This window comes from Legionella taurinensis (assembly GCF_900452865.1).
In the GTDB taxonomy this organism is placed as follows: domain Bacteria; phylum Pseudomonadota; class Gammaproteobacteria; order Legionellales; family Legionellaceae; genus Legionella_C; species Legionella_C taurinensis.
On sequence record NZ_UGOZ01000001.1, the window covers coordinates 1,857,729 to 1,883,662 of the forward strand.

Genomic DNA, 25,934 nt, shown 5'->3' on the forward strand with positions numbered 1-25,934 from the left:
ACCTGCCGCGGCCCCTCAATTACTCTTCGGGGATTTGTCGTTTCAAGTTGTCGAAAATACGTGGGACCCAGGGTCTCATGGCAATAATTAAGGCCGTGCCATGGCGTTTATCGATAGGCACATCCACTGTATCGCGGCAGCGCTTAACGAATTCATTGGCGGTGTTATGCAGGGTTTGCTGGAAAATCCGGTTGTCCTGCTCGCTCAGCATGCCGCTGCGTACCAGAAAAAGTTCCGTTGGCTTTTCAAATTGACAGTCAAAAAAATCATCCTGGATGGTCTGCTGAAAAAACCGCTGGATAGGCCCGTCCGCAATCCAGTGAAAATCAGGTGCAATCAGGCGCTTGAAGCGATTCCCCGGCTGCAATTCAATGATTTTCATTTTATCAAGTTTCGCCGCATAACGGATTAACTCATGCTCGGAAATGGTATAAAAGCGGAGAATATCCTCAAACGTCCAATGATTAAGCACACAAATAGCCACCAGCAGTAACCTTAACTCACTGACCAGTTCCTTTTCCTGATTTTCAGTCAAATGCACAATTAATTTTTTATCTTTCTGAAGCAGTTCAAACACTTCCGATAAGGACAAATTCAGGCAGGCGCAAATCGATTGCAGGCGGCTTAAATTGGCATCCTGCTGACTGAACAGGCGTTTAATACTGGCCTCAGACAGGGATAATTTCTGAGCCAGCGTTTTGTAAGTAAGTCCCTGGGCTTTCAGTTGCTTTTTCAAAATTGAAAATAAATCAGAAATCTGGTCGGTCATGATGCTTAGGCTCCAATAAGACCTGATCAGTCTACCTGTTTTTGTAAAATAAATCGCTCAATGGATGCTCTCATGCTATAGTCAGTCGTTAAGGGATTGATGATTAAGGAGAATCAATGAACAGACCGTCTTATTCCATTCCATTGTTACTGATCCTGCTCCTCATGGCCAAGGGCGTTTTCGCTGTCGATCCTGCTTCGTTTAAAGCCTGTTATGACAAAGCAGCCACCACCTTAGCCATTCACGAGTGCGCCAATCAGGAATACACTTATTATGACAAAATATTAAACAACACCTACCGCTCGCTCTCCACCATGCTATCCAAAGACAACAAGGCGGCTCTCATCAGCGCTCAAAAAGCCTGGCTGGATTTCCGCGCCAAAGAGTGCAAATTCACCGGTTTGCAACACGAAGGCGGCTCCATGCAGGCCATTGACGAGGTGGATTGCTACAACACATTAAACAAACGGCGTATTGACGATTTAAACGAGTACATCAAAGCCTTTGGTGAACAATAGCCGATTTCTTTAAAGGGTCATGGGAGAGGGGTGGTTTTCCTCAGCACTCTCCCGACGGTATTCTTTCGACTCCTGACTCGTAAGGACAAGACAGCTTTCAATGGCGTCAGGCTCAAATGACAAATCGCCGCGGTAAACACGCGTAACACCGGTTTTCAGCAACTCAAGACGGGATTGCTGCTCGCTGGTTAACCGCACCTTAAAGCAAATCGCTACGTGATGATTGTCCCGAGGCACACACTCAGGGGCGGTATAGAAATGCCGGTAGATGTTTTTAGCGGTCAAGTAAGTCCATAAATGCCCACTCTCCTTCATCTTTTCCAGATTTCGCGGACGTTCAACCCAGGGAATATAAAAGCAGCCTTGGTCCTGAGGGGCTACTTCTGCGGATTTTTTAAATAACATGGCAACTCCTTGTGCTTATTTTCTGCAGTTAATACGCAGTTAATCTTTATATCATATGATTACCCACAATGAATAACTTTCTTTCTTTGTGATTTATGAAAAGCCAAAATGATTTAAGTGCTCTGTTGCGTGGGGATTTTGAGATCCTTAAATGCAGAGCACAGAGCGACGTGGGATTTTATCACCGCACCGGCATTCTTTCGTTTATCGATTCACTGCAAAAGCACCTGGATTTGAACCGTTTTATGAGCCCTGACCAATTAATCAGTGCCCTCGCAATCCTTGAAAACATCGAAATCAATACCTCCAAATTCCGTTTTATGCACGAGTTACTCAACCATGAACGGTACCGTTTATTGCACGACATTGTACCGGATGCCCCCAAGGCTTCGGGTGGTCTTAAATGCCCTTACGTCAGCCTCGTTGCGACGCTGCGGAAGCTGCATTGTGTTTTGCTAGGCCAATTGGAACTCTCGCTTGTTCATATTGCCAGAGAATTGCCTGTGAGCAAGGTTGATTATGAACAAAGCATGCTGGACGAATCCCAGGCTTTTCACGATTTGGAAAACACAAGCAAAGCCCCGCATTTACCGGACAAATCGACATCGGTAAAGGATTTTGCCCGCCGCAGTGTGACGTTATATGGAACGGTGGTGTACCCATTACACAGTAACAATGACAAGGATCCGGCCATTATTCAAGCCATTCAAGGATTTGGAAACAACACCAGCATTGACTATGAAGGAACGCCTGCCAATAAACTTTACCAGTTCGGCGGCCAATTCCTTGAGGCGATTATGCTCAATGAATTCAGCCATACCACTGAATTTAAACAGTCGGGTAAACAGGGAATACAACCCGGTCTGGTCAAAGGCCATATTAACTGGACGAAAGTAAACAGTAAAATAGTCGGTCAGGTCACGCTTGATGTACTGACTTTCAACCAATGCGATCTTGACAACAAGGACGCCATGCCAACATTTTATGCCATAGGCAGCGATGGGATTTCCTTACTGGAAATCAATGACGATGAACTGGAGCTCGTGAATAAACGTTGCACTGATGAAGTCAGCCGCGCTACCAACGGTCAGGTCGTTCCAATTTGTACCTTATCCGCAACACTGTCCATGCCAGTGGATACCACCACAGGCAAGCATTACCTTAAGGTGAGCGCTTTCACTGTGCGATTTAATACCGACGAACTGCGCTCAACCCGTGAATACGATTTCAGGAAAGCCTTTGGGAACCGAAACGATTTCTGTTAACGCCTGACTTACCCTTTCCCTGAACGAGTGTGCGACGAGGTTAGCTCACTGTCTGCCTCGCTTGGTCTCGGATCATCGGCGTGCTTAAATACACCGACATGGGATAACTGCCTGGCAGAAACTCGATCGCTCGCTTTAGGCGTTACATCCTCCTTGAGCGCGTTGACCTCTTCCCGATCATGCCGTTTGGCTTTTTCCTTGCCTTTAGCCGTGGGCGGTCCTTCAAATTCCTCATCCTCTGCTTCAGGGCTTTGTTGAGAAGCAGAATCCAAGTCGCTGGTGATGTCGTCCTCGGACACATCCAATTCGTCTGCAAGCGTCTCAAAACGCTCTAAATCAACAATGGCTTCGGAAAAAAGAGAAAGTTCTGCTTTGACACTGGCACTGATTGTTTCGGGAAAATACTTCGCCAGCGTGCGCCTGCCCACAGCGACGGGGAAATCGATTTCTATCAGGTATTCCCCATCGTCTCCCTGAATCAGGGCGCCGGTTTCTTCTTCATACACCCGTGAGAGAGCAAAATTCTGCGGGCTTAACTTGGGCCTGACTAACAGTTCCGAGCGGAGACTGTTTTCACGGGCATCGAGGTAATGCAGGAGTTCCTTTTCAAAGAGCGGAAAATCACTTTCATTGATTCGTAGGGTTACGATTTCTTTTTGTTTATAAAATTTAGACGATAAATACTCATCCAGGTTGCTATACATGGCCCTAAAGCGTGTCGCCTCAGTCTGGCTATGAAACAAAACCCCTTTACCCACAGTGGCCTTGCTGGCTTCGTCATCATCAGTGACCAACCATAATTTAACCAGAGGACCGGCATAATTGCTTTGGGCATTTTTCTTCATCTGCGGTTGTTTTGCACTGTCTATGCCTTCATAGAAGCGGCCATTGTTTTTACCCACATTGGCAATCCCATTATGAATTTCCTTGACGGTATGCGTGCTAATATTCATTAAAGTCAGGCTGGGATTTACCATGCCTTTGCTGAATCCAGCCCCCGCCAGTGCAACCATGGGCGCGGCCTTAAGCAGTTTTTGTGACGCCGAAACCAAATCGCTGACTTCCCGGTCCCTGAATCGTTGACGTTGCGTATTTTCATTAAGCCATGCCGTGCTTAAGTACACTTCTACCATTTTCATGAGGATACCCTTTAAAATAACTGTATAAATTTAATTATACATGTATAAATTTAAAACTAAGGCGACAGATAAAAAACTTGAACAAAAATTTACACTTTACAAAGGCTTAGGCGGGGGGAAAATGGGAGAAAAATAAATCGTTAAGGCAATTTGCTGACATGACTGTAATAAAGATCGCCAAGTCTTTCTACAAATTCAAGCGACAACTCGAAGTTATGACGGCTGACGTGTTCAATGTTTAAGCCCAAAGGCACCTGAATTTTTTCCTTGTGCATGAATTGCAGAATTTCAAGGAGATTATTGGTGGCAATTTTCAGGGAACGCCAGCCAATGCCGATGTCGGCTTTAAATAACTCATCCTCCACGGTTTTGGGAATAAAAACCCCAAGCCAGCGTAAAAAATGAAGATCCTTGTGACTGGAAACCGGAGCGAAACTTAAAAAAATGCGTTTGGGCTCAATCCCTTCCTCTCGGCAGGCGTAAGCATAATCGCGCAATAAAAATTTCATACTGATGGGATCATAGATGATTTGACTGGTGAAAAATTCCATGCCATTTAAGCTTTTAGCCAGGAGACGATGGGGTTCATCCCTGACGGCGTCATGAGAGCGCCGGGTTTGAATGGTGATGCCGCCGCAAAACAGGTCTTTGGTATAGTGAGTACGGATGTATTGCAGCATCTCAATCACCGAAGGGCCGATGTAGTCAATCTTGCTGCTGCTTCCGCCAACCAGAATGAGCGCTCGAAGATTCGTCTGATTCGCAGAGTGTTCAAGCCATGCCTTCTGCTCCTCCCAGCCCTCATAAACCGTGCAGTGATTGAGAACCACATTGATGTTGCGATAAGCCTGCTCCAGCCGTTCTGCAAAATGACGCGGATCCATTTTTGGAACAAATTCATCCGTGCGTTGCTCCCCCTTATTCTCATCTCTGATTTCAGGAATATTAACGCCATCGATGTTCACTGGCGTACTGGTTAACAAATCAATGGCACAATCAATGTAGGCATCAGTATTGGCTGCCTTTTCGCCCGTCGGCGGCAACAATTCATAAAAAATCACCGGCTGCGAAGCCTCCATAATTTTGTCGCGAAGCGTCTTCATACCGCTACCCCGCTATCGGCTGTTGAGAAATTGTTGCCGCACACGTTTTGCAGCCTCCACCATGTTCGCTAATGCGGTGTTCACTTCCGACCAACCCCGTGTTTTCAAGCCGCAATCGGGATTGACCCACAGGCGCTCAACCGGAATCAATGCGGCCGCCCGGTCAATGAGCTGCATCATTTCCTCCACCGTCGGAATGCGCGGCGAATGGATGTCATAAACCCCGGGGCCAATGGCATTGGGGTAGGAAAAATGTTTAAAGGCATCGAGAAGCTCCATCTTTGAACGCGATGTTTCAATGGAAATGACATCGGCATCCAGGGCTGCGATGGCTTCAATCACGTCATTGAATTCGGAATAGCACATGTGCGTGTGAATCTGCGTGCTCTCTTTCACCCCACCCGCGGTCAACTTAAAGCAGCGCACAGCTTCCGTCAGGTACTCCTCCCAGTGACGGCGGCGCAACGGCAATCCTTCGCGAAAGGCAGGCTCGTCAATCTGAATCACCCCAATGCCGGCCTGCTCCAAATCCATCACTTCATCGCGTAATACCAGGGCTAACTGGCGGGCAGTGTCACCAATCGGTTGATCATCACGCACAAATGACCACATCAGAATAGTAATCGGGCCGGTAAGCATGCCTTTGACGGGTTTATTGGTCAACGATTGCGCGTACTGGCTCCAAGGAACGGTCATGGTCTCTGAACGGGAAACATCCCCATAAATGACAGGCGGCTTCACGCAACGGGAGCCATAGCTTTGCACCCAGCCATGCTCTGTGGAGGCAAACCCTTGAAGCTGATCGCCAAAATACTCCACCATGTCCGCACGCTCAGCCTCACCGTGAACCAGCACATCCAGGCCCAACGCATCCTGACGGTGAATGACGTCACGGATGACCTCCTTCAAACCGTTTTCGTAATCAGCAAGACTAATCCTGTCCTGCTTAAAATCATGACGCAGCCTGCGGATTTCAGGTGTCTGTGGGAACGAGCCGATGGTGGTGGTCGGCAATATTGGCAACGGCATGGCGCGCTGTTGCGCGACCTGCCTTTCAGGGTAAGGAGGGCGTTCGGTATTCAGATCGCCCAAGGTGGTAAGACGTGCCTGAACCCCGGGGTTATGAATCAGGGAGGAGGTCTGCTTTTGCTCCATGGCGCGTTGATTGTCGGCCAGAACGGCTTTGACCACATCCCACCCTTCGTTAAATCCACGCGCCAGACTGGCAAGCTCCAGGCATTTTTGTTTGGTAAAGGCCAACCAGGATTTAACCTTAAGATCGAGGGATGTTTCCAAATCCAGATCCATGGGGGAATGCAGGAAGGAACAGGATCCCCCTATCCATAACCGTGATTGCAAGTGCTCATGCAGCGGCTCTAAAAACTGTTTAGCCTTCATCAGGTCGGTTTTCCAGATGTTGCGGCCATTGACAATGCCGACGGAAAGACAGGTATCCGGCTGCAGACGCTGCATCAGCGCCTTGACCTGCTCAGGCGCCGTTACGGCATCGACATGCAATCCACTGACCGGTAAACGGCAGATCCAGTCACCGTTTTCCTCCACCCCTCCAAAATAGGTTGTAAGCATCAGCTTACAACCACCGGATTGAAGGCTGTCATAAGCCTGCATGAACGCATGCTGCCAGGCTAAGGGGAGATCCAGAACCAGAATGGGTTCGTCCAGTTGTACCCAGCTTACGTTTCTGGCACTCAATTCAGACAGCAGGTGCTGGTAGGCGTCAAGCAAAGCCGGCAACAGCGTCAGCTTATCAAATGCAGGGTACGTTTTCCCCAGCCATAAATAACTCAAAGGCCCGGGGATAACGACTTTGACAGGATAATGGTGAGCCTCTGCCTCGTCGATCTCCGCAAAAAGCCGTCTGGTGTTGACCACAAAGGATTGATGGGGTGAAAACTCCGGCACAATGTAATGGTAATTGGTATTGAACCATTTGGTCATTTCACAGGCGGCAATGGGCTTGTCCGGTGATGAGCAGCCTCTGGCCATGGCAAAACAGGTCGCCAGTTCCGTGCCAACATGCGCAAAACGGTCAGGAATAACCCCTAAAGTCATCGACAGATCCAGCATGTGGTCATACCAGGAAAAATCACCAACAGTTACCCAATGAAGACCAGCCTGGGACTGCATCTGCCAGTTTTCCTGGCGTATCATCCTGCCCGCCGCTAAAAGATCCGCTTCCGAGAGCGTCCCCTTCCAATAGGATTCAACAGCAAATTTCATTTGACGGCTGCATCCAATGCGTGGAAACCCAAGGCAGTGCGCTGTGATCATTGACTTCTCCCTGTAATAACCCCATGAGTCGGATGGGGAGTACCTCATTTAACTTTAGACGATTAAAAACAGGATGCAGTAAAAATCGCGATTTTGCAGGCAGGCATCCCCCGCTTCACAGCGGGAGACCTTAAGGTCATTTCAATAAAAGCCAACACTCCGTTAACAGTTCGGTTTCAGCCACTTCATGGTCAAAATTGTAGTAACAAAAGACGCAGGGCAAATCACCCAGCTGCTCGCCGCTGGCAGGCAGCCAGTCCCGGTAAAGCGCATACACGGTATCGCCGATGCTATCACGTGAGCCATAATGCATAGCCGACGCATAACGCCCTTGCGGCAGATACTTTTCAACTACCCCCTCAAGCATTAATGAGTCAGGAACCTTGATGCCTAAATCCAGACGAAACTCAGAAGGCGGGGTGATTTTTGGATCATCATAGCCCAAGGCGAAAGCCTCACCGGGTTTTGGTTTTACATTGATCACCTGTGCTTTGGCCCAGGTCACCAGTTGATTGACGCTTTCCCCAACGCGCCGAGGATCGCCGCGATGCTCCACAACCGCCAGGCGCGTGCGTGGAATGGTTTTAATGTCTACTTTCATATCAGTCAGGCCTCGTTCAGGCAAACAATACGGCGGCTCTTCCCAGTGGGACCATCCAGTTCCGAGGCGATATTGGCTCGGGCTAGAGCCGCAGGCCTTTTTGAATGCCCGGGTAAAGGCTTCGTGGGATTGGAAACCCGCATTGATTGCAATGGTTAAAATGGATTGTTGCTTGTCCACAATCAGTTGATGGGCGGCCCGTTTCAGGCGCAGCCATTTAATGTATTGGGACAAGGACAACCCGGTAAAGACAGTAAATAAACGATGAAAATGGTATTTCGAAATACAGGACACTTCGCTTAATCGCTGAAGCGACAAGTCGTCATCCAGATGCCTGCCGATGTAGGCTATGGCTTTCTTAAGCCGGGTTTCGTATTTCATGTTTCACTTTCAGTTTGTTACCATCAAACACTAGACTAACGTGCGGCCTTCTGTCTTATTTGACCATTTTTGCTTAAATTTGCAATTCCTGTTGACAAGTCGGAAATAAAATAATTTGCTGTATAATGTTTTTTTTTCAGGGAACGAGGTGAGTATGAATTCTTCAGCCAATATCATGGTGCGGGTAGAGCAGGACAAAAAAAACTATTATCCAGAGGCCATCGTGAAATGGCAAAAAAAACTTAAGGATAATAAGGAAAGTCTGGAATCCGCTTTACGCAGTAACATGAATACACTGACTAATCCAGCGTTGAGCAGCGAGGAAGTCGAAGACCGTATCAAGAAGATAATGGCCATTCTCGCCGCGCCAACCTCCGCCATGCCGGAAATGATTGCCGATAACGTCGATGATTTATGCAGACGCTTAAACGAACTGGTTGATCTTTACAGTCAGATGCAACCAAGCTACATCTCGAAAATAGGCATCCTCTCCAGCCTTCGGGAAACCATTAAAAGCCACTTAAATACTGTCGGCATTCGTGAAACCATCGATCCTGCCATCAATGCTTACCTGCATACCCAATCCCGGCTTTTGGCTGAACACATTGCCTACTTTCGTGCAGTTAAACAGGCCGAATGGGTTTCACAAACCAAAAAAAGCAACCCTAAGGCTTCGGTAGAGGTATTGATGCTTCATCGACATGAAGTCTGCTCTACACTGAATAAAGGCATGGGATTGAAGGAGGACGCGGGCCTTGATGCCCTTACGCTCGGTGCGTCGCAATCCAACTTTAACTTAAACCTGGCCCAGCATTTCAAAACAACAGCACTCCATTATTTCACGTTATTTCAACCCATGGAAAAAGTTGAAATGAAAGTCTCTCCTGTCGCCCGCGCCTATCAAACCGGCCTGTATGCCAGCTTTTCTCCCTCGGTCATCAATGAGGTCACTGTTGATCCGCATTATGCGGAAGTCCAATACGATACAACGTTCATAGCCAGTGGACGTGCATCGCGTCATTGTTCCGATATTGCAGCTGATTTTGAAAAAGAAGGCTATCGTGCGGGATTTACAGAAGATCATTTCATTCTGGGTGAAAACGGTTTGTCGTTTATGAAACGTCTTAATATCGCCTACAGCCGAATGGTTGGAAAAAAAACGAATTCGACGGATATGCGCATTGTCATGGGCCATGGCACGATGAACATGCACCTGCTCAAACACCTTCGCTATCACACAGCCAGCCATAACATCCCCGCTGATCCGCCCACGCTGGATTTCGGCGGTTATTGTTTCCTGCTGATTACCCGACAAGAGGACCGCATCGTGTCCGTGGATTACAAGGGCAGTTTTGATCGCTATGGACAACAGGCCCAGGAAAAAAAACCGCTGACCTCAATAAAAGCCCTTTCTGACACCGCCTACCTTGAGCGACTTGACAAAGAATACATTCCGCAGGCGATTACCCCGGAACTCAAGGCCAGCCTGTTATTTCATCGCTGCCTCCTCGACCCCAGTGAGGAAGCGGTCAAAACCGTATTTAAAAACCCGGATTTTGTTGATGTGATGCTGGACCACCTCAGTCTGCTGCTGGACTTCCATCAGCTGAACCCGTCTTTTTTCATCCTTAAAACGCTCACAGCAACCCAACTGCAACGTCTTGAGGAGCGTATAAAAAATGAGAGTGGATATTCCTTCACTTCCTTCTTTGCTTCGGTCAAAAATGCAACCACCGGCAAGCCGCCTTCGCCTCAATTCCTGATTCTTAAAGAATTAACAAAAATTCTCGGAACAATGGAAAAAGAGAAAGAAAGCGGTGATTCGTTGTCGGTGTTGGAAGAATTGGGGAACAATTCGCTGACGACCTGCTATGAAGGCAAAGTAACCAATCTGTGCCGAGCCGTACGGGATTGGGCCATCTGGCGCAAACAAAACGAAAAAAAACCTCCATGTTCAAATGAAAAGGAAGAGAAAGAAGAAGAAAAAGAGGACGACAGCCATTCCTATGAGGAATCGCAAGCGTTGGATACGGTTTACAAAGGGTAAGCTCGTCTCGTGTTAAACCCCTGGGTATCGACTATTATTGTTAAAAAGCATGACGAGGATCATCCATGACCGTCACCACAGGGTTATCGGGTAACGAGATTTTCTGCTTAGCCGCCAAGGGTTATGCTCCGGGCAATATTGTCGTAGGGAACAGCACGCATTCCCTTGGGATTTTAGGCAGTATTGGCTCCGGTCTTAAATCCATGCTGGGCGGCGAACTGACCCAGATTACCCAATTGATTGAGGAAGGCCGACAAACAGCCTATCAGCGTCTGTTACAGGAAGCGAATAATCATGGGGCGACCGGCATTACCGGTGTGAACAGCCATTTGATTTTTCATGGCTCCAATATTGAATTTCTAGCCATAGGCTCAGGTGTTCATGCCACCAACGCGTCCCCCAATAAATTCTCGACGTCGGCCGATGGTCAGGAATTGTATGCCCAGCTCGATGCCGGTTATCGGCCGATCTGTTTCGCTTTCGGCAATGTCGCCTATTCCATGGGGATAGGCCGGGGGATCCTGGGTGGTTTGAAAACCTTGGGCCGTGGAGAAATTAAAGAGTATTCTCATATTTTCAACCACACCCGACACTTAGCCCTGTCACGGATCGTCGCGCATGCCATCGAATACAATGCCAATGCCGTGCTTGGAATCCGAACCACCATTTTGCCGTTTGGCGGCGTCAATGAAATGCTGATGATTGGTACTGCCTCACACAGCACCCAATTGTCCGGCGATAAAATGCAAGAACCCATTACCAGTGACATGACCAACATCGAAATGTGGAACATGGCCAACCGGGGGTATGCGCCCCTGCGCCTGCTGCTGGGGACATCGGTGTATTCCCTGGGATTCATTGGCGGCATCACGTCGGCATTAAAATCCTTTGTGCGTGGCGAAATCACCGAACTGACGACCCTGCTTTATGATGCCCGTGAAAACGCGCTGAATATCATCAACGAAGAAGCCAAAGCCATCGGCGCAGACGACGTGGTTGGCGTAAAAACCTATGTTTATCAACTGGGTAACGGCCTGATTGAATTTCTTGCCATTGGTACGGCGGTCAAGAAATTAAGCACCGTCAAAACAGAATCTGAACAGCTTCTTCCTCAGGCCATTGTTGTGGATCAGGATACCTTTTACAGCTCCAACGAAGGCCTTGGCAGTGTCAATGTCAATCGTGGTGAAAAGCCCATTAATGCTGGCAATCGCATCAATTTCACCCTCATTATCGCCATTTTAATTTTTACGGTGTTTTTTCCACACATTGTCAAAGCGTTGTTCCATTAAACCACGGAAACCGCGGCCACGCCGCGGTTTTCCCAAGCCTATCGTCCATCCACCGCACCCGCAGGCAGCGAGGATTGGCCTCCTGGACAGAAAACAATCTGATAACTTGTCCGTGTCGTTGCGCCGGGATTGCAGGTAAAGGAACTGGATGGATCATCGAATTGATAAGAATAGGCAGTAGGACAGGCTTTCTTCAACCACAAAATGGCATTCTGTCCCGTGACTTCTGTGCCCGCTGTCGTTGTCCAATCAGCATTGGTACTGGCGCAATTAGAATTTACCGCTGTAGGGACACTGCTATTTGGCCAATCGACACAACCGCAGCAATTGGCCAGGTTGGGAAGGCCGCTGTTGTAGCAGGTATTGGCTGAATCATTGCTGGTGACCTGGCAGGCCAGGAGATTACCAAAAATGGCTGGATTGCCGCCAAAGGTACCGTAATTTTTTGCCGAAATGGTCGTCATGGGGGTACCGATATCATACTTGGTGTAAAGGTTTTGACTGCCCCACTGACCGTTTAAAGGATAGCCGACAAAATTGGTAATGGCCGTGTAGCCGATGAAGTCACCGCAGCGGCGGTTAATCGGGGCATTGGCAGGACCACTGTTAAATGCCATGCCGCAAACCTGCCCGTTAGAACAGTCACTGTCGCTTAAACAGCCATCATCAGCACCGGCACTGACCCATACCACATCCACCGGCGTCACGCCGGAGAAGGAAGGATCAAATGTCCAGGGGCAGGAGCCCAGGCTGTTGCCCTGCGGTTGCATCAGCGCACCCGCGCCGGTGCATTGGAAAGGAGCACCCGCCGACACAGGCCCAAGCCCTTTAATTTCGACCGGCACATTCATGCCATTGATGACCGACACATCGTACACGCCATCGGTGGCCGGGGTTGACTTGATGGTAAACTCAAACTTGGTATAGGGCGGTGACGGCTGATCCAGTGTTCCGCCTCTCACCACGCAGGTCCCCGATGTGGCTGACAGTGTATTGCACATGCCCGTTTCACAGGCGAAATTGACCCCATCCGACGCACAACCGGTTCGTGGCCAGATGGCGCCATTGACGTAAGCACTCACCGCGATATCAATGGTGCTGGGCAATTGACCGGTCACCTGTTTGGGAAGCAGGTAAGAACTCGCTGGCGCACCACTGCTGCTCTGGCTTCCCGGGGTTGGATCCGGTGAAAACATACCGCCCGACCCGTTGGCAATGCCATACCAGACATTAAAAGGGCACTGGTTAACAAAATGCACGGTATGACTGCTGTTGTTATTGGCACGCACGGGCGCTGAAGTCGATGCCGTGGCCGTGACGCCGCCGGCCAGAACACTCGCCTGTATTTTCATTTCCTGAGCCGTGTCCTGGGGAATAACCGACGCAATCACATAACACTGTCCCTGAGCCGGCAAGGTTTGGCCTGAACAGGTATCATAAATCGGCAACACCGTGGTCGTGGCCCTCTGCCCGCTGTTCGGAGTAAAACTGGTCGTCACCTGCACCTGACCTAAGGCCGCGGCGCGGGCGCTGCATTCGTTTTCAAAAATGAATTTAACCGTATTGTCGCTGTACTGGTAAGTGACTGCCGGCAAGGGCAATGCCATCTGACCATGCACGGTGCAGCTGCCGCTGCCCTGCTCAACGACGGCAGAAGCCCGCACCTCTGCCGAACGAGTACCATAGGTAAATAACCCGCGCAAAGCCAGTTGCCCGGTGTGGGTGGGGGTGATTTGTCCTGTGACCGTGCAGGAAGCATGCGGTTGCAATACCACAGGGACTCCCGGCGTTCCGCAGTTATTCTCCAACACAGCCACATTGGCAACAGCCGGCGTCACAGTAACAAGATCAGTACCCATGGCATTGCCGGCAAAACCCGTGATCGCCACCTCACTGGTGTTGGTGTAAGTTAATGTAAAGTCAGGTGTTTGCAGTGGGTTTAACGTCATCACCGCCGGGAGACCGGCGATACTGCCCTGCACCCCGCCTGTTGGCGCGCCTGTCCCTTGTGCCCTCAAGGTGGGCAAGGGGATGCGGTTATTGTGATAACCGTAGGTTAACTGCAGGGTGGATACTTCCACTTCGGAAGGAGCGAACGCAATGGTGATATTGCAATGCGCGTTGGTCGCCAGATTTTTGCCGGCACAGCCGTTCACTACTGAAAAATTCCCCCCGGTGGACGTGATGGATGTGTCAATTGTAGCTGCCAGAGGCAAATGATTGGTTAAGGTGTATGTGACATGCGATTGATGCCCCACCTGCGTGGGGATGAACCCCCCTGCCGGAGTCAATGTCCAGGAAACGGGATCGGAAGCAAACGCGGCATTCAGAAACAGGGATAACACAACACGTAATAAACAATTGGTTTTAGACATGGCAGAATCTCTTATTTTGATAAAGGCGCTGTGGATTGGCCAAACAGATAAGTCACAGTGATCAAGCCTGAATGGGTACGGTAATGCCCGGCATTCAACTGTTCCTGCGACCAGGTTAATTCACCGGATTTGGACGTGAGGGTGCCCCAGTCTCTGAATTCATACCCGAACGACAGCATGATTTTGTCTGTCAGAACAACGTCAATGCCTGCCCCCAGGCTATAGGTGAAGTCCGTCGCGGTATGATGACGAAACATTGGGCTGATTCTTGGCGTCACACCGGAAAAAGCGGTTTCCCGGTAATGCGACGCTGTATTCCATGCCGATCCGATACTGCCGTCCAGATAAGGCAGAAAACGCTGGTATTGCCTGAGATTCGCGCGTGCAAAAATCGCCAACACCTCACTTTCAACTGCCCACGTGTAGCGGTAATTGGCGAATTGCGGTAAGGAATATTGCGTGATTGTGCCGTTGATTTCGTTGCTGAATAAATGCTGGTAAGTTAACCCTGCACTTAAAACAGGCAACCAGGTCTGCTGGCGAGCCCAACGGTAGCCTGCTGCCAGATTAACGGTTGTTGCCGTTTTTTTGCGGGTTGAATACACATCGTTGTTCAGTGGGGCCGGGAAACCGGAACCATTATTAACGGTCATGGTGGAATGGAAATCAGGTTCGCCAAGGCCTGCGCCTGCACGAACAAACCAGCCCTGACCCTCCGACATCGCCAACGCCGGCGAGCTCAGGAGCAAGCAGCCGGCGCCCAAACAGAATTTTAAATACGTCATTGTTTCATCCCTGTCTTCGCTGCACGAGTAATCCTTTTCTGAACGGTTATCTTATCTTACTCTGCCAACGATTGCAGCATGCCTGCCTTTTTGTTTTTGATTTCCAAACAGGTGAATACAAAAGAAGCCGCTTTTACAGGGTTAAACCGCCGCCGGCAGGAAACCGTTTGTCCAATTCACCTGCAAATTCAGCAAACGGCGTCGCTTCTTCTTTGAACAGCCTTAAGGACGGGGCCTTAAGCGCTGCAGACTGATTAAAAAGCCATTGACCGAACCCATTGCTTTTCGTTTTAATCCCCTGGATAAAAAGCTCCCTGTCCGCATCCGGCAAGGACTGAAGGTATGTCAGAGCCGCTTCCCTCAGGGCAGCCGCATCCATGCTCTTAGGGATTTCGATCGCCGGGGGTTGATTAAGCAGCATGATGGCCACCCAGTCCCATTTTTTTCTATTGATCGCAAGCGACAGCGGTGTCACCCCCTGAGCCGAGGATTTCATAAAATCAGCGCCATGACGAGCAAGCGTTTCAATCATACTCGCCTCGATCTCCCCCCTCATTAGCAGATGAACGGGGGTTTCACCGCGAGAGTCAGCCCGATTCACTGATGGAGGATCCAGTTCAAGAAGCGCAACCAGAACCCCAAGTTTCACCTGCCTTGCCGCCTTAAAAATCAGCGACTCGCTTTCTGGCAACCCGGCCCATAAGGTGCCATAGGGAGCGAGGGGTTTGATGAGATGCGCGTGGTCATTCAGGATAATTAAATCCATGGGAGAAAAACCCAGGGCCGTTGCTTTTATCAAGTCACTCCTGTGTTGTGAGGCAAGGAAGGTTATGGCCTCTTCATGCCCATACTGAGCAGCATAGAGCATGGGGGTATAACCGTCATTGTCCTCAACCTGAAGGTATTTTCCGTTTAAATCCGCCAAGTGCCTTAAGGTCTTCACATCGCCGTGCATGGCTGCCACATGGGCAATGCGTGTGCCTCCGGTTTGCACCGCGGTTTTTTTGGTTGCTTTCTCTGCGTCGTCTTTGGTTATTGTCCGGAATTGCCTGAACTGATCAAACTGCGCGCGCACGGGCTTAAGGCATGGGTTTTTTGCAACCGTAAAAACCTGCACTTCAAAGGCGCTGTTCGTTTTGTCATGAAATGCACTGATTATCTCAGACGCCAACTGCCTGGAAGGGATTTTTTTTGTGGGCAATTGATTGGGATCGGTAAAAAGCCAAGCCTCTTCGGCCGGGAGGTATTTGATGCGAAGGCGATGAAGAGGGCTGTAGAGGCTGATGGAAAGCCGGGTATTGGTTTTGTCGCCAGCGTTCTTCTCATACTCGGTTAAAACCTCGCTTAAGCCGTTTAGATAACGCTTTAATTTTTTTTCGTTACCTATAAACGGTTCGGAATACACTTTTTCCACACCGCCCCGTGCAGCGATTTTTTTAGATCCAATCACGTCGGATAATTGTTCAATGTCCGCTTTGGCGATAAATTCACCCAAAAAATCCCGATACCGCTCGGTATGATGGGCAAGCTCTATGCCGGCAAAAAACGCATCAATGCCCATCATCCGTTTTTCAAAGGACGTTAATTTGTTGTGTTTCTTCACTTTATCACGAATCAGTCGCAGCATTTCCCTGACATCGGTTGTGCCTTCATACGTTATTTTTGCGGCGTGAAGTTGGTTGATTAACTCGATGCGCTGGTCAAAGCGTTCTTCTTCATCAACCAACTCCGCAAAGGCCATCATGCAGATTAAGCCCGCGCATATCCCTTGATGATTTGCGGTATAGCCAAATTTTCTCATCAACGAAATCAGGGGGGCCTGGGTGGACGGCATCATCGTTACTCAATACAGACTTTTCAACAGTATAATACATGAGGCCCTCTCTGGTTGAATAACACCATGAAATCTGTCGATTAATCGTAGCGAACCACCCTCCGGGCACCCCTTGAAGTCATCAGACCCATCACACTCGGCCGGGACGCCAGCGGTTATTCATCCCGTTCTATCCCGTCTTGTTAAACAGGCAATAATCTTTTATGATTACCGCGCCTAACGCCTTGATTCGTCATAAAAAATGGACATCGCCCCTTTACAGGAAGTAAAAAAAAGCAAGCCTCCCTTTCTGGCGCTTTTACGTCTTGCCTTACCAATCAGTGTAAGCCGGCTGCTTCATGTTTGCGGTCATTTTACGGTGATGATGATGGTTGCACGGCTCGGTGAAGAGCAACTCGCAGCCGGTTCTCTGGCCATTTCAAGCTACATGGTTATCTTAACCCTGACCACCTCCATCTTTTACGCTACTGGCATCCTTATTCGCTCGCAGCCTGAGCCTTCCGACTACCCTCAGCGACTCCTTGTGAATGCCTTGTTTTTAGCCTCAGCCATTGCCCTGCCTGCGGCCTTAAGCCTGGTTTGTATGGATAAATTACTGCTCTTATTTCATCAGGACGCCGCCTTAGTCGCATTAACGCGAGAGTATTTCTTCTTTTCAGCCTTGGGTCTTTTTCCCTTATTGTGGCTTACGGTTATAGTGCAATTTTATTTAGGGACCGGTAACGCGCGGGTGGCGTTATGGCTTGAGTTGGTCAGTATGCCCTTGACCCTTGCCGCCGCTTATGGGCTGGTACCGCATTGGGGTCTCGCCGGGGCGTCTCTCGCCAGTTTATGCGTACAACTCCTGATGGCGTGCGGCCTGTTTTACCTACTTTGGCGCAAGAACAAACGGTTATTGAACGAGGCTCAGACACCCGATTGGCGGTTGTGCCGCGAGATTCTCACTCTCGGGCTGCCTATCGGCATCCAATTCGGCGGGGAACTGGCAGTCATGGCTTTTGCCACCTACCTGATGGGTTATTTTGGTGTCAATGCCCTGGCCGCACTGCAAATAACCAATCAGTATGCTCTCCTCTTTTTTATGCTTAATTTTGGTTTATCCCAAGCCCTGGCACTAAAAATCAGTGAGGAACGACGAAAGCAGCAACCGGCCTTTCCAGACATTCTTCTCGCAGCCGTGTGCCTTTTTGCGGCATACATGCTGCCCGTTGTTGTATTGTTTTCGTTTTTTTCTAACGAACTAACCCGTTTTTATTTTGGCAAAGCGCTGCTGCCGCATTCATTTTATTCCCTGTCCAAGGCTTTCTTTTTGTTGAGTGCCAGTTTTCTTGTCATTGATGGATTGCGTAATCTGCTCTCTTCTGCCTTGCGTGGTTTGCATGACTCAAGCCATTCGAGCCGCATTAATTTGCTGGCTTTATGGGGCGTTTCATTGCCCTTCTCCGCGGTAGCCGCGTTTCCCCTGCACGGCGGCCCCATTGGTCTGCGCCTTGGGTTTTTAAGCGGTTTTATTCTGGCGGTGATGTTGTTGAGCAGGAATTTGTTGCACAAACTCAAGCGCACCCGCGATGTTAATCCATTCACACGAAAGGAAGGTCGTTATGCCTGAAACCCAAGGTATTTTCTGGTTGGCTTCGTATCCGAAATCTGGAAATACCTGGTTTCGCATTGTCTTGTCGAAATTATTACAGCCGGCTTCCCACTTAACCGTCATTAACGAAATGGACAGTATCCTGGGCTCGCCGATGGTGGCCAACCGCGGATGGATGAATAAAGCCTTAGGTTTTGACAGCGCCGCGTTAAGCGATGATGACGTGGACAAGCTACGTCCCAAAACCTATGCGTCTTACGCGGCGACGCTTAAGCGCCCAGTGTATATTAAAGTCCACGATGCCTACACGTTCATCGATGAACATCAGCCGCTCTTTCCGAACGAGGGCTGTCTGGGTGCGATTTATTTTATCCGCAACCCCCTCGATGTGGCCATTTCACTGGCACATCATGTGCAATGCCCACTGGACTGGAGTATCCACATGATGGGACAGCCCGGTTTCGAAGTCCCCCTTCCCGGCCAACGTGACAAACAACTACGCCAGAAATTATTGTCCTGGTCCCTGCATGTTGAAAGCTGGACGCTGCTGCCGGATTTCCCGGTGCTGGTTCTGCGTTACGAAGACATGTTGATGGACCCAGTGACCTCATTCAGCAAGGCATTGCATTTTCTGAATCTTCACTTCACCCTGGAAGAAATTACTCAAGCCATTGAGGATTCGTCGTTTGAAAAACTGCAGGATTTTGAGCGGCAATTTGGTTTTAAGGAAAAACAAAACGGGTCTTTCTTCCGTAAAGGCATTGCCGGCGATTGGCTCAATACGCTGACGGAAACGCAAGCACACCAGCTTGTGAAACAGCATGCCGCAATCATGCAGCAATACGGGTACCTCGATGCGCAGGGCCGGCTGCCAGCCGGCCCTGCAACCACAGCAAAAATCGTCGATCCTGCCTAGGGAAAGGGAATTTTTGCAAGGTAGGCATTCTCACGAGTAATGTTTAACGCCCTGGCATAGGTGTTATCAATATTAAGTCCATTATTGAGCGACATGTGGGCAAAGAAATCCGGACTCATGATTTTGGTAACATGAAGCCCCAGCGCCTCATCGTAAGCATGGTAATAGAAAATATCGGTACTTAAGGTGCTTAAAGCCGATAAGACCTCTTCATACCGGTATTCTTTAAGCGCATGCACATCATCAAGGGTTGCCACTTTACACGGAATCGCTGTTTTAAAAAACGGGATCGTTTCTTTGATTCCGGCATGATTGCATTGCTGAAATTGAAGGTGGTATCCAGCGCCGGCTTTATTGGCCAAACCTTCCGAGCATTCCATGTTATACAAAAAGGTATAACACTGATAAAGCTCCTCGAGGGAAGAGGTTAACGCTTCCGTAAGCGTCAGGCCGCTGCTTGAACCGATGGAATACTGCACCATGTCGTTCGGGGAATGGGCAAAATAAAACAGGATCACCGTATGGCCTGGCAGATGATTGCCATTGGCAAAAATGAACAGGTTCCCGTTATCGAGCAAACGCTCTGTCAATTCCCTGTAGGGCGTGAGTTCTTTCAGTAATTGCGGGTCGATGGCATAGTGACACCGCTGTGAAAGCCAACTGCCCAGGAGCGCCTGGCGCTCAATGAATTCCATCAGCGAATTGTAAAGGGCTTTTTCCCGAACAGGGTGAGACGCACAGGCGCAACTGTCGCTGAAATGAAGGTAAGGTGCATCCTCTTTTCGCCCATTTAACGAAATGGCATTATGGAAATAATCAGTGGGCGTGTTGTCAAACAGATTATACACCCGGGTAAAGGCAAATTCATGCGCAAGGCAGGCCTCGGCATCCCGGCTTTCCTGACACAGGGACAGTAATTTTTTCTGCCAGGAAAGCGGTTTCACGTCGGTCAGTTTTTTCTTGGCATCCACAGGTACTTTGGTAAACAAATGATTGCGTTCATAAAATTCGCCATAGGCTTTTCTGGGGAGGTTAAGTCCAATGCCCGTACTCCCGCCATAGCTGATGATGCCGTCTATCACCGCTGATCGCGGCGTGGACAGGTTGCTGTCCATGCACAGCTTGAATTTCGTGGCATGGTGAATGGAGGCATGGGACGCTGAGGCATAAGGAAGATGCTTTTGCCGGGTTAAATTCAAGTCAGTCATTTGACGCACCGTATCCAAATAATTGCATGGTTAAAGGCAGGTAGACCGTCGGATCCAAATCCAGTGCGTGCATTAATTGATGATCACTGAAGGACGACCACACCGTGCTTCGCAGGCCCAACGTCTGGGCTGTATGCAACGCCTGCTGATACATGGATCCCGCTTCCATGACCGCATGACGATAACCGCGGTAGCGGTATTTAAACAGAGCTTTGCCAATGTGAGCGATATACAAAACAGCAAAGGCAGGACAACTCTCCGGCGTCATTAATCCGTGCAGTAATTGCTCAAAAAAAACAGCGCTCGACAGAGTCTTTATGCGTTGCAATGTGTTGCTGATTGGTCTGAAATGATAAGCGCCAGAGGTGACTGAGGCAGAGTGAGTGAGTCGCTCCTCAAACAGAAACACCAGCGGTTCAACCGGGTACAACCCACCTGCCGAAGGATAAGGGCGATGATTGCTGTCATTGGGTGAAAACGAATGAATCAACAGGGTTTCAATCAGCGGGAAATCAACTGCTTTTTGCGCAAAACGCGTGGTGGACGCCTCGCGGGAAAACAAGGCCTCTTCCGGCGTTTGACAGGCCACGTCATGGTGATGAAATGGCGAAATTTCACATTCAGTGAACTGAACCCGACTGATGGCGCGCTGATCCACATTGGTAATGGCCAAATTACCAAAATCCAGCATGGTAATGCTCTCTTTGGCATGCGTTTTCAGAATATCCTGATAAACCTGCGCGTCCAGATGCCCTTCCACTAACCCGCTGATAAACGGCTTTTTAAACGTGGCGCTCATTCAACACGCTCCTCTTGCCGATTGGATAAGTCAAGCCGCCTGTCTTCTTCGGCAAAGGGCGAATGCACAGCGATTTCCTGATGCACGGTAAAACTGCTCAAATCCACATGCCAGAACCAATTGATTTTATCGAGCGGGGTTGGCGCGCCCCATAACTGGGTGAACTGCGCGGCAAACTGGTGCAGGCAGTAAGCTATATACCCTTGCTGGCAGGCATTAACCGGTGAATCCGGGAATTGATCCGCTCCCTGTTTTAGCAGCTCGCGGTAAAACAATAACCAATTGTTTTTTGTTGCAGGGATGTCGCTTTTCAGGTAGCCGATCAGCTGATGGAGGTTTGAAAAATGGCTGGGTAACCCGCTGTCTTTAAAATAAAGATTATCAATGATAAGCAGCTTGTGCAGCACACCGGCGGTAATGAAATAGACCTGAGACGGCATCTCCCGATACAAGGTTTTAAAATCAGCATGCGAGTAATTTTTACGATAAAAAATCACCAGGCTTGAGGGGGAGTAGTGATGAGGATGCGATGCCGTTACAAGATGGCAATCGTATTCTTTTTTCAGCGTGTCCTGAAGTAATTCCGCCACCAGGGTGTCGTCGCTGTTAATGTAAATCGCGGGAAACTTCCTTGCCTGCATGGGTTTTAACACATTAAGCTGGCTTATTAATACTTTTTTAAGGGTGTCTACATCAACCCCATGATTCACGGCAAGGGCTGCCAGATGGTCCTGGCTGATTTCAAGCCGGGGTTGATTTTTTAAAGCATACAACACCGCCTTTAAGGTTTGGCTCGGGATCTTGATGCCCTTGCCGTAGTTACTTAAATACAATTCCAGATCTGTTTCGATTAACTCATAGTCATTAATGATATACACCGCATTCATCCTTATACAAAACGTCAACGATTGGCCTTTTAAATCAGGGTTTAGGCCTCTTCAGTGCAGGGTCTTTTCGCCGCTGCCTCAAGTTTCTGCCGCAGGACACTCTTGAAAATAACCACTTTTTTTTCAACCAGGCCTTGCAAGGCAAGCTGTTCATTGGCTTTAAACTGATGATAATAAAGCCCTTCCCTGGACTTAAGCCGCTTAATTAATTCGATCGCCAGCGGATCCGAAAGGCGCTTGTTTAAGAAACTGCGGTGGTATTTTAATTCGAAGCCCCCCTCCTTCGCTTCTATCGATTGAATCGCGGGCGTGAGCTGCACTTGAACTTCATTGAGCAACGCGTTTTTCTTTTCCTCACTCAAGGCAAGCCGTCTGCCCCGGTAATAACAGGCTTCACATCCGTTGATCGCAGCAATCAGAAAGGCCTCATCGGCTGAAACATCAAGCCTTTCCTGCCCGCTATCGACATACAGGACGGTATGGTTCTCATCCATGGCGAGCGTCTGTTTCAGGAATCGCGACACAAAAGCCTGCAGGCGTTGCCGGGCCGGCGAAAAATCAGGGCGAGACGGTAACGAGGCTGCTGTCGAATAAACCATCACGTGGCGGTTCGCATAGGCGGTGTTTACGGCAGTTTTTTTGGCGGTAAACCCATACAGACATTCCTTATCAGCGGGTACGTCCATACCGCCTGCCGTCAACAGCTGCATCAATTTTCTGTACAGAAAATCATCTGCCTGCGCCACCGACAATGGCTTTAAAATATCGGTTATTTTTTCCTGAGCCAGAATCAGGCGTGGACGCCAGGACAAGGCGTAGGGATTGTCGCAGGCCAGCCAGTGCAAGGCGGCATTTACCCAGAAATGCAATGCATTTTCATGATGTCCTTGCGCCTCGTAAACAGCGCCCAGGTTCATGCAGTAATAAATCTGATCGTAAACGGTGTAGCCCCCGCCGCTGATTTCTTTATAAGCCAGCTCATAATAGTGCAATGCGTCATCGAATTGTTTCGCTTTTTTGTACAAACGGGCAATGTTAATGAAATTCACGTAATTTAAGCCCGTAATGGTTATCTGATGGTCTTCAATGAACGTTTTAATGCGCATTTCCAATGCTAATGCGGTGTCTTCTCGGCCTTGAAGAACCAGAAAGAGTGCATAAAGATTGAGACGATAGAGCGAATTTTCATCCGTAAGCGGCATGCCTTCATGAACCTGACAGGCTTTAAAATGGCGTTCAGCCACAGGAAGATTGCGGGTCAGCGTAGCAGAGTAGGCCTTGATAAAATGCAGGCTTGCGGCATCTGCCGGACTGAGGCTCACCAGGACATCAGGAAGCGGTTTGGCGGTGACCTCTTCATACTGGTGGGCAAGAAAGCGGGTCAATAACAGGTGCATCAGCAGGGTTTCCCGCTGGGGAGTCGATAAATGATAACGCGCCAAAACGTCATCCAGGACACGGCCCCCTGCTTCAGGCGCACCGGCCTTAAGGCAAACCCAGGCATAACCGATTAATTTTTGCACTTCTGCTTCGGTAAGCGTCAACGCATTCTCAAAATTAAAATCAAAACCCACCGCCTCAAGCAAAGTCTGAGGCACGTCCTGACACGGGACGGTAGGAGTCCAATCGGTTTGATAGTCAATGTCCCAGGACGCTTCCCCGACGGATGACAGGGTCTGCTTAAGTTTCTGCAGGTGTTCAGGCTTTACATAAAAAACAAAGCGCACCCTGACTGAATGGTTTAAAAATAAAAACAGGTAGAGATTATCGCGACTTAACCACCCTTCGTCGGTTTGCACATGCAATTCCAGCGAATTCACCTCTTTTGCGCGAAGCAAAGCCTGTACCTGCAGACTTAAAGCCTGCGCCCGAATGGCAGTAGGCTGGCCTAAGGATTCCAGGTTAATCCAGTCGTTGATGGTGGTCAGTTCACAGACTGGAGTAAAAACCTGCATCGGCAGAGCGGGTAAAGGCGACAGAGCTTTGGCGATATCAACGAACGCCTGGAAAGGACAAAGAAAATTGCCATTAAGGCTTACAGTTAACTTCATGATACACCGTCTTGGAATGAATAAAGGCGACACCCTTTGCAAGAAGGGTGCAACGGGCTTATAAGGGAATCTGTTTTATCCGACCAAAAAGCCTGGCTGATGACCAGGCTTTTCCGAGAGATGAAGTCAGAGACTTACTTCGCAGCATCCGTGGTATCAGCCATCTCTGAAGTCGCCGCGGTGCAACAGCAGCAGCAGGAAGACAGTGAAGGCTCGAAAAATTCACTGTCGTCAAACAAAACTTCCGCTTCGAGAGTATCCTGACGGTTTAAATTGTCCATAATGTTAGCTTCCTTAGGTTAATTAAACAGGTAATGCGTAGTTAATGCCCAGACTTAAATTCAAATCACCATCACCAAAGGTTCTGCTGACCGGAATTTGATATTCCAGATTGAATTTCGCACCAAAATTATTAGCGAAGCGGTACATAACAAAGCCTTCAACCAGAGGGTTAATCTGAGTGCGGCCCTGGAATGTTTCTGATACCGGGTTGTCAGCGGAAATATGGATTCGCGCTTCCCCTTTATTCAAGGTCTCAACAATCGCACCGCCACCCAGTCCATAAGAAAGCTGATTAATATTTCCCCATACCTTGTCGGCGGTGAAGGCCAGCTTTGCAGGTTGCAGTTCAATGACCGTACCCGCTGCGTAATTGGTCTCTTCCTTACTCTCATAAAGGCTGTATCTAGCATTTAGCAGCCAGCTTGGGAAATAAAAAGACAGCCCCATGTAACCGCCCCAGAAATTTTTAGGGTAAAAATTGTTGGGATTGATTGAAAATCCAGCCGGGGTTACGGGCGTAAAGGATTCAGCGAAAACCGCGTTGTCTTTATAGAATGCATGGGTAAAAGCCAGACCGCCTTCGATTAGAAAAAACTTTTCTGATGCAACCACAGGCCCCATGGTTCCTGCAAACACTGACGTTGATGCTATAGCCAGAGCTAAACCGATTTTACTTTTCATTCAGAGTCCTTCTGTGATGATATTTAATACTTCGGAGAATTTCAGAGGCCGCCTATTTGTCCCAATAGAGCCGCACCCACTCTGATCTGTTTCAAAGATCATTAGCCCATTGTAAAGAGCAAAAAAACCTTTGTAAACAAATACTTCACTGGCCGTATTTTCCACTGTTTTTTGAGGGCATTCCAATAAAAATTAATTCAGAATGACTAACAAAACAGCGTAAGCTGCCTTACAATTGTATTATCACGGCAATTGGATTTTTTATATGTCAGATTACAATGTCAGGCTGCAATGGCAACGAACAACGCCTGATTTTCAATACCACTCTTATGATCGCAGGCACGCGGTCTATTTTTATGGTGGTCCAAAAATTGAAGTCAGTTCGTCCGCCAATCTGCTGCGCAATCCTCAATACCAGGCTCCGGAAGAATTGTTAGCCGCCTCTGTGGCCAGTTGCTTCTTACTCACGTTCCTTGCCCTGTGCTGCAAACAGGGTTATGTGGTAGACCATTACAGCGACCAGGCCACCTGCAGTCTCGATGAGAACCTCATGGCTGTCTCTGAAGTGATTCTTCGACCTGAAGTAAGCTTTCAGGCCGATAAAAAACCGGATGAAGCCACTTTACAACAGTTATTCAAGGAAACCCATACCGCCTGTTTTATTGCCAATACATTGAAAGCCACACTATCAGTCAATCCGGTGGTTGACTAAC

The 25,934-nt window shown here is 48.9% G+C and carries 22 protein-coding genes; 7 read left to right on the forward strand and 15 right to left on the reverse strand.

All coding sequences use genetic code 11. From position 1 onward, the window contains the following. Positions 1-19 precede the first annotated feature (19 nt). Positions 20-769 carry a helix-turn-helix domain-containing protein gene (locus DYE45_RS08670; RefSeq protein ID WP_115300770.1) on the reverse strand — a complete coding sequence of 250 codons (750 nt, stop codon included), beginning with the start codon at positions 767-769 and terminating at the stop codon, positions 20-22. Between the two features lie 116 nt (positions 770-885). Here DYE45_RS08670 and DYE45_RS08675 point away from each other — a divergent pair, with 116 nt between their 5' ends. After that, positions 886-1,287, forward strand: a complete 402-nt coding sequence (locus DYE45_RS08675; RefSeq protein WP_108292593.1) for a lysozyme inhibitor LprI family protein — start codon at positions 886-888, stop codon at positions 1,285-1,287. Between the two features lie 9 nt (positions 1,288-1,296). On the opposite strand, the gene DYE45_RS08680 is transcribed toward DYE45_RS08675, so the two are convergent. Then, positions 1,297-1,692: a hypothetical protein gene (locus DYE45_RS08680; protein WP_058531497.1), complete on the reverse strand. Its 396-nt coding sequence runs from the start codon at positions 1,690-1,692 to the stop codon at positions 1,297-1,299. A 95-nt stretch (positions 1,693-1,787) separates the two neighbouring features. Between DYE45_RS08680 and DYE45_RS08685 the strand changes: the two genes are divergently transcribed. After that, entirely contained in the window at positions 1,788-2,957 is a 1,170-nt protein-coding gene (locus DYE45_RS08685; RefSeq protein ID WP_108292595.1) for a hypothetical protein, read from the forward strand. An 8-nt stretch (positions 2,958-2,965) separates the two neighbouring features. Here DYE45_RS08685 and DYE45_RS08690 read toward each other — a convergent pair whose 3' ends face one another. From DYE45_RS08690 to DYE45_RS08705, 4 genes are all read right to left on the reverse strand, one after another. Next, the gene (locus DYE45_RS08690; RefSeq protein WP_108292597.1) at positions 2,966-4,096 is read right to left on the reverse strand and encodes a hypothetical protein; all 1,131 of its coding nucleotides are present in this window, start codon (positions 4,094-4,096) and stop codon (positions 2,966-2,968) included. 140 nt (positions 4,097-4,236) lie between these two features. Continuing rightward, the gene (locus tag DYE45_RS08695) at positions 4,237-5,199 is read right to left on the reverse strand and encodes a methylenetetrahydrofolate reductase (protein WP_108292599.1); all 963 of its coding nucleotides are present in this window, start codon (positions 5,197-5,199) and stop codon (positions 4,237-4,239) included. A 12-nt stretch (positions 5,200-5,211) separates the two neighbouring features. Beyond that, entirely contained in the window at positions 5,212-7,491 is a 2,280-nt protein-coding gene (gene metE, locus DYE45_RS08700) for a 5-methyltetrahydropteroyltriglutamate--homocysteine S-methyltransferase (RefSeq protein WP_108292601.1), read from the reverse strand. A 136-nt stretch (positions 7,492-7,627) separates the two neighbouring features. Continuing rightward, a complete protein-coding gene (locus DYE45_RS08705) occupies positions 7,628-8,473 on the reverse strand; it encodes an AraC family transcriptional regulator (protein WP_108292603.1) in 846 nt (281 codons plus the stop codon). Between the two features lie 154 nt (positions 8,474-8,627). On the opposite strand from DYE45_RS08705, the gene DYE45_RS08710 reads away from it, so the two are divergent. Then, positions 8,628-10,520, forward strand: coding sequence for a hypothetical protein (locus tag DYE45_RS08710; protein WP_115300771.1), 1,893 nt, complete (start codon positions 8,628-8,630; stop codon positions 10,518-10,520). A gap of 65 nt (positions 10,521-10,585) precedes the next feature. Next, entirely contained in the window at positions 10,586-11,812 is a 1,227-nt protein-coding gene (locus tag DYE45_RS08715) for a heavy metal-binding domain-containing protein (RefSeq protein ID WP_108292607.1), read from the forward strand. A 38-nt stretch (positions 11,813-11,850) separates the two neighbouring features. Here the strand turns inward: DYE45_RS08715 and DYE45_RS08720 are convergent, their stop codons facing one another. The 3 genes from DYE45_RS08720 to DYE45_RS08730 form a co-directional block, all read right to left on the reverse strand. Continuing rightward, positions 11,851-14,187, reverse strand: a complete 2,337-nt coding sequence (locus tag DYE45_RS08720; protein ID WP_115300772.1) for a thaumatin family protein — start codon at positions 14,185-14,187, stop codon at positions 11,851-11,853. An 11-nt stretch (positions 14,188-14,198) separates the two neighbouring features. Further along, positions 14,199-14,972: an outer membrane protein gene (locus tag DYE45_RS08725; protein WP_115300773.1), complete on the reverse strand. Its 774-nt coding sequence runs from the start codon at positions 14,970-14,972 to the stop codon at positions 14,199-14,201. 133 nt (positions 14,973-15,105) lie between these two features. Further along, a complete protein-coding gene (locus DYE45_RS08730; protein ID WP_115300774.1) occupies positions 15,106-16,809 on the reverse strand; it encodes an ankyrin repeat domain-containing protein in 1,704 nt (567 codons plus the stop codon). 238 nt (positions 16,810-17,047) lie between these two features. On the opposite strand from DYE45_RS08730, the gene DYE45_RS08735 reads away from it, so the two are divergent. Beyond that, positions 17,048-18,415: an MATE family efflux transporter gene (locus DYE45_RS08735; protein WP_115300775.1), complete on the forward strand. Its 1,368-nt coding sequence runs from the start codon at positions 17,048-17,050 to the stop codon at positions 18,413-18,415. Continuing rightward, entirely contained in the window at positions 18,408-19,313 is a 906-nt protein-coding gene (locus DYE45_RS08740; protein ID WP_160160706.1) for a sulfotransferase domain-containing protein, read from the forward strand. Before DYE45_RS08735 ends, DYE45_RS08740 begins: the two co-directional genes overlap by 8 nt. On the opposite strand, the gene DYE45_RS08745 is transcribed toward DYE45_RS08740, so the two are convergent. From DYE45_RS08745 to DYE45_RS08765, 6 genes are all read right to left on the reverse strand, one after another. Beyond that, positions 19,310-20,521, reverse strand: a complete 1,212-nt coding sequence (locus tag DYE45_RS08745) for a YcaO-like family protein (RefSeq protein WP_115300776.1) — start codon at positions 20,519-20,521, stop codon at positions 19,310-19,312. The two genes, DYE45_RS08740 and DYE45_RS08745, sit on opposite strands and share 4 nt — an antisense overlap. After that, positions 20,514-21,320: a SagB/ThcOx family dehydrogenase gene (locus DYE45_RS08750; protein WP_115300777.1), complete on the reverse strand. Its 807-nt coding sequence runs from the start codon at positions 21,318-21,320 to the stop codon at positions 20,514-20,516. Before DYE45_RS08750 ends, DYE45_RS08745 begins: the two co-directional genes overlap by 8 nt. Further along, positions 21,317-22,207: a hypothetical protein gene (locus DYE45_RS08755; RefSeq protein ID WP_108335302.1), complete on the reverse strand. Its 891-nt coding sequence runs from the start codon at positions 22,205-22,207 to the stop codon at positions 21,317-21,319. The genes DYE45_RS08750 and DYE45_RS08755 overlap by 4 nt, the downstream gene beginning before the upstream one ends. Before the next feature lie 41 nt (positions 22,208-22,248). Next, positions 22,249-24,258 (reverse strand): tetratricopeptide repeat protein, encoded by a 2,010-nt coding sequence (locus DYE45_RS08760; RefSeq protein WP_115300778.1) that lies wholly within the window; start codon positions 24,256-24,258, stop codon positions 22,249-22,251. A gap of 134 nt (positions 24,259-24,392) precedes the next feature. Then, positions 24,393-24,539: a hypothetical protein gene (locus DYE45_RS14710; protein WP_160160707.1), complete on the reverse strand. Its 147-nt coding sequence runs from the start codon at positions 24,537-24,539 to the stop codon at positions 24,393-24,395. 22 nt (positions 24,540-24,561) lie between these two features. After that, the gene (locus DYE45_RS08765) at positions 24,562-25,221 is read right to left on the reverse strand and encodes a hypothetical protein (protein WP_108292625.1); all 660 of its coding nucleotides are present in this window, start codon (positions 25,219-25,221) and stop codon (positions 24,562-24,564) included. A gap of 265 nt (positions 25,222-25,486) precedes the next feature. On the opposite strand from DYE45_RS08765, the gene DYE45_RS08770 reads away from it, so the two are divergent. After that, positions 25,487-25,933: an OsmC family protein gene (locus DYE45_RS08770; RefSeq protein WP_115300779.1), complete on the forward strand. Its 447-nt coding sequence runs from the start codon at positions 25,487-25,489 to the stop codon at positions 25,931-25,933. The last annotated feature ends 1 nt before the right edge of the window (position 25,934 follow it).

Coding starts and splice junctions, on each gene's coding strand:
- DYE45_RS08740 (WP_160160706.1), top strand. CDS start 18,408: ATGCCTGAAACCCAAGGTATTTTCTGGTTGGCTTCGTATCCGAAATCT.
- DYE45_RS08685 (WP_108292595.1), top strand. CDS start 1,788: ATGAAAAGCCAAAATGATTTAAGTGCTCTGTTGCGTGGGGATTTTGAG.
- DYE45_RS08735 (WP_115300775.1), top strand. CDS start 17,048: ATGGACATCGCCCCTTTACAGGAAGTAAAAAAAAGCAAGCCTCCCTTT.
- DYE45_RS08750 (WP_115300777.1), bottom strand. CDS start 21,320: ATGAGCGCCACGTTTAAAAAGCCGTTTATCAGCGGGTTAGTGGAAGGG.
- DYE45_RS08675 (WP_108292593.1), top strand. CDS start 886: ATGAACAGACCGTCTTATTCCATTCCATTGTTACTGATCCTGCTCCTC.
- DYE45_RS14710 (WP_160160707.1), bottom strand. CDS start 24,539: ATGGACAATTTAAACCGTCAGGATACTCTCGAAGCGGAAGTTTTGTTT.
- DYE45_RS08670 (WP_115300770.1), bottom strand. CDS start 769: ATGACCGACCAGATTTCTGATTTATTTTCAATTTTGAAAAAGCAACTG.
- DYE45_RS08710 (WP_115300771.1), top strand. CDS start 8,628: ATGAATTCTTCAGCCAATATCATGGTGCGGGTAGAGCAGGACAAAAAA.
- DYE45_RS08725 (WP_115300773.1), bottom strand. CDS start 14,972: ATGACGTATTTAAAATTCTGTTTGGGCGCCGGCTGCTTGCTCCTGAGC.
- DYE45_RS08695 (WP_108292599.1), bottom strand. CDS start 5,199: ATGAAGACGCTTCGCGACAAAATTATGGAGGCTTCGCAGCCGGTGATT.
- DYE45_RS08680 (WP_058531497.1), bottom strand. CDS start 1,692: ATGTTATTTAAAAAATCCGCAGAAGTAGCCCCTCAGGACCAAGGCTGC.
- DYE45_RS08730 (WP_115300774.1), bottom strand. CDS start 16,809: ATGATGCCGTCCACCCAGGCCCCCCTGATTTCGTTGATGAGAAAATTT.
- DYE45_RS08715 (WP_108292607.1), top strand. CDS start 10,586: ATGACCGTCACCACAGGGTTATCGGGTAACGAGATTTTCTGCTTAGCC.
- DYE45_RS08745 (WP_115300776.1), bottom strand. CDS start 20,521: ATGACTGACTTGAATTTAACCCGGCAAAAGCATCTTCCTTATGCCTCA.
- DYE45_RS08705 (WP_108292603.1), bottom strand. CDS start 8,473: ATGAAATACGAAACCCGGCTTAAGAAAGCCATAGCCTACATCGGCAGG.
- DYE45_RS08755 (WP_108335302.1), bottom strand. CDS start 22,207: ATGAATGCGGTGTATATCATTAATGACTATGAGTTAATCGAAACAGAT.
- DYE45_RS08760 (WP_115300778.1), bottom strand. CDS start 24,258: ATGAAGTTAACTGTAAGCCTTAATGGCAATTTTCTTTGTCCTTTCCAG.
- DYE45_RS08765 (WP_108292625.1), bottom strand. CDS start 25,221: ATGAAAAGTAAAATCGGTTTAGCTCTGGCTATAGCATCAACGTCAGTG.
- DYE45_RS08770 (WP_115300779.1), top strand. CDS start 25,487: ATGTCAGATTACAATGTCAGGCTGCAATGGCAACGAACAACGCCTGAT.
- metE (WP_108292601.1), bottom strand. CDS start 7,491: ATGATCACAGCGCACTGCCTTGGGTTTCCACGCATTGGATGCAGCCGT.
- DYE45_RS08690 (WP_108292597.1), bottom strand. CDS start 4,096: ATGAAAATGGTAGAAGTGTACTTAAGCACGGCATGGCTTAATGAAAAT.
- DYE45_RS08720 (WP_115300772.1), bottom strand. CDS start 14,187: ATGTCTAAAACCAATTGTTTATTACGTGTTGTGTTATCCCTGTTTCTG.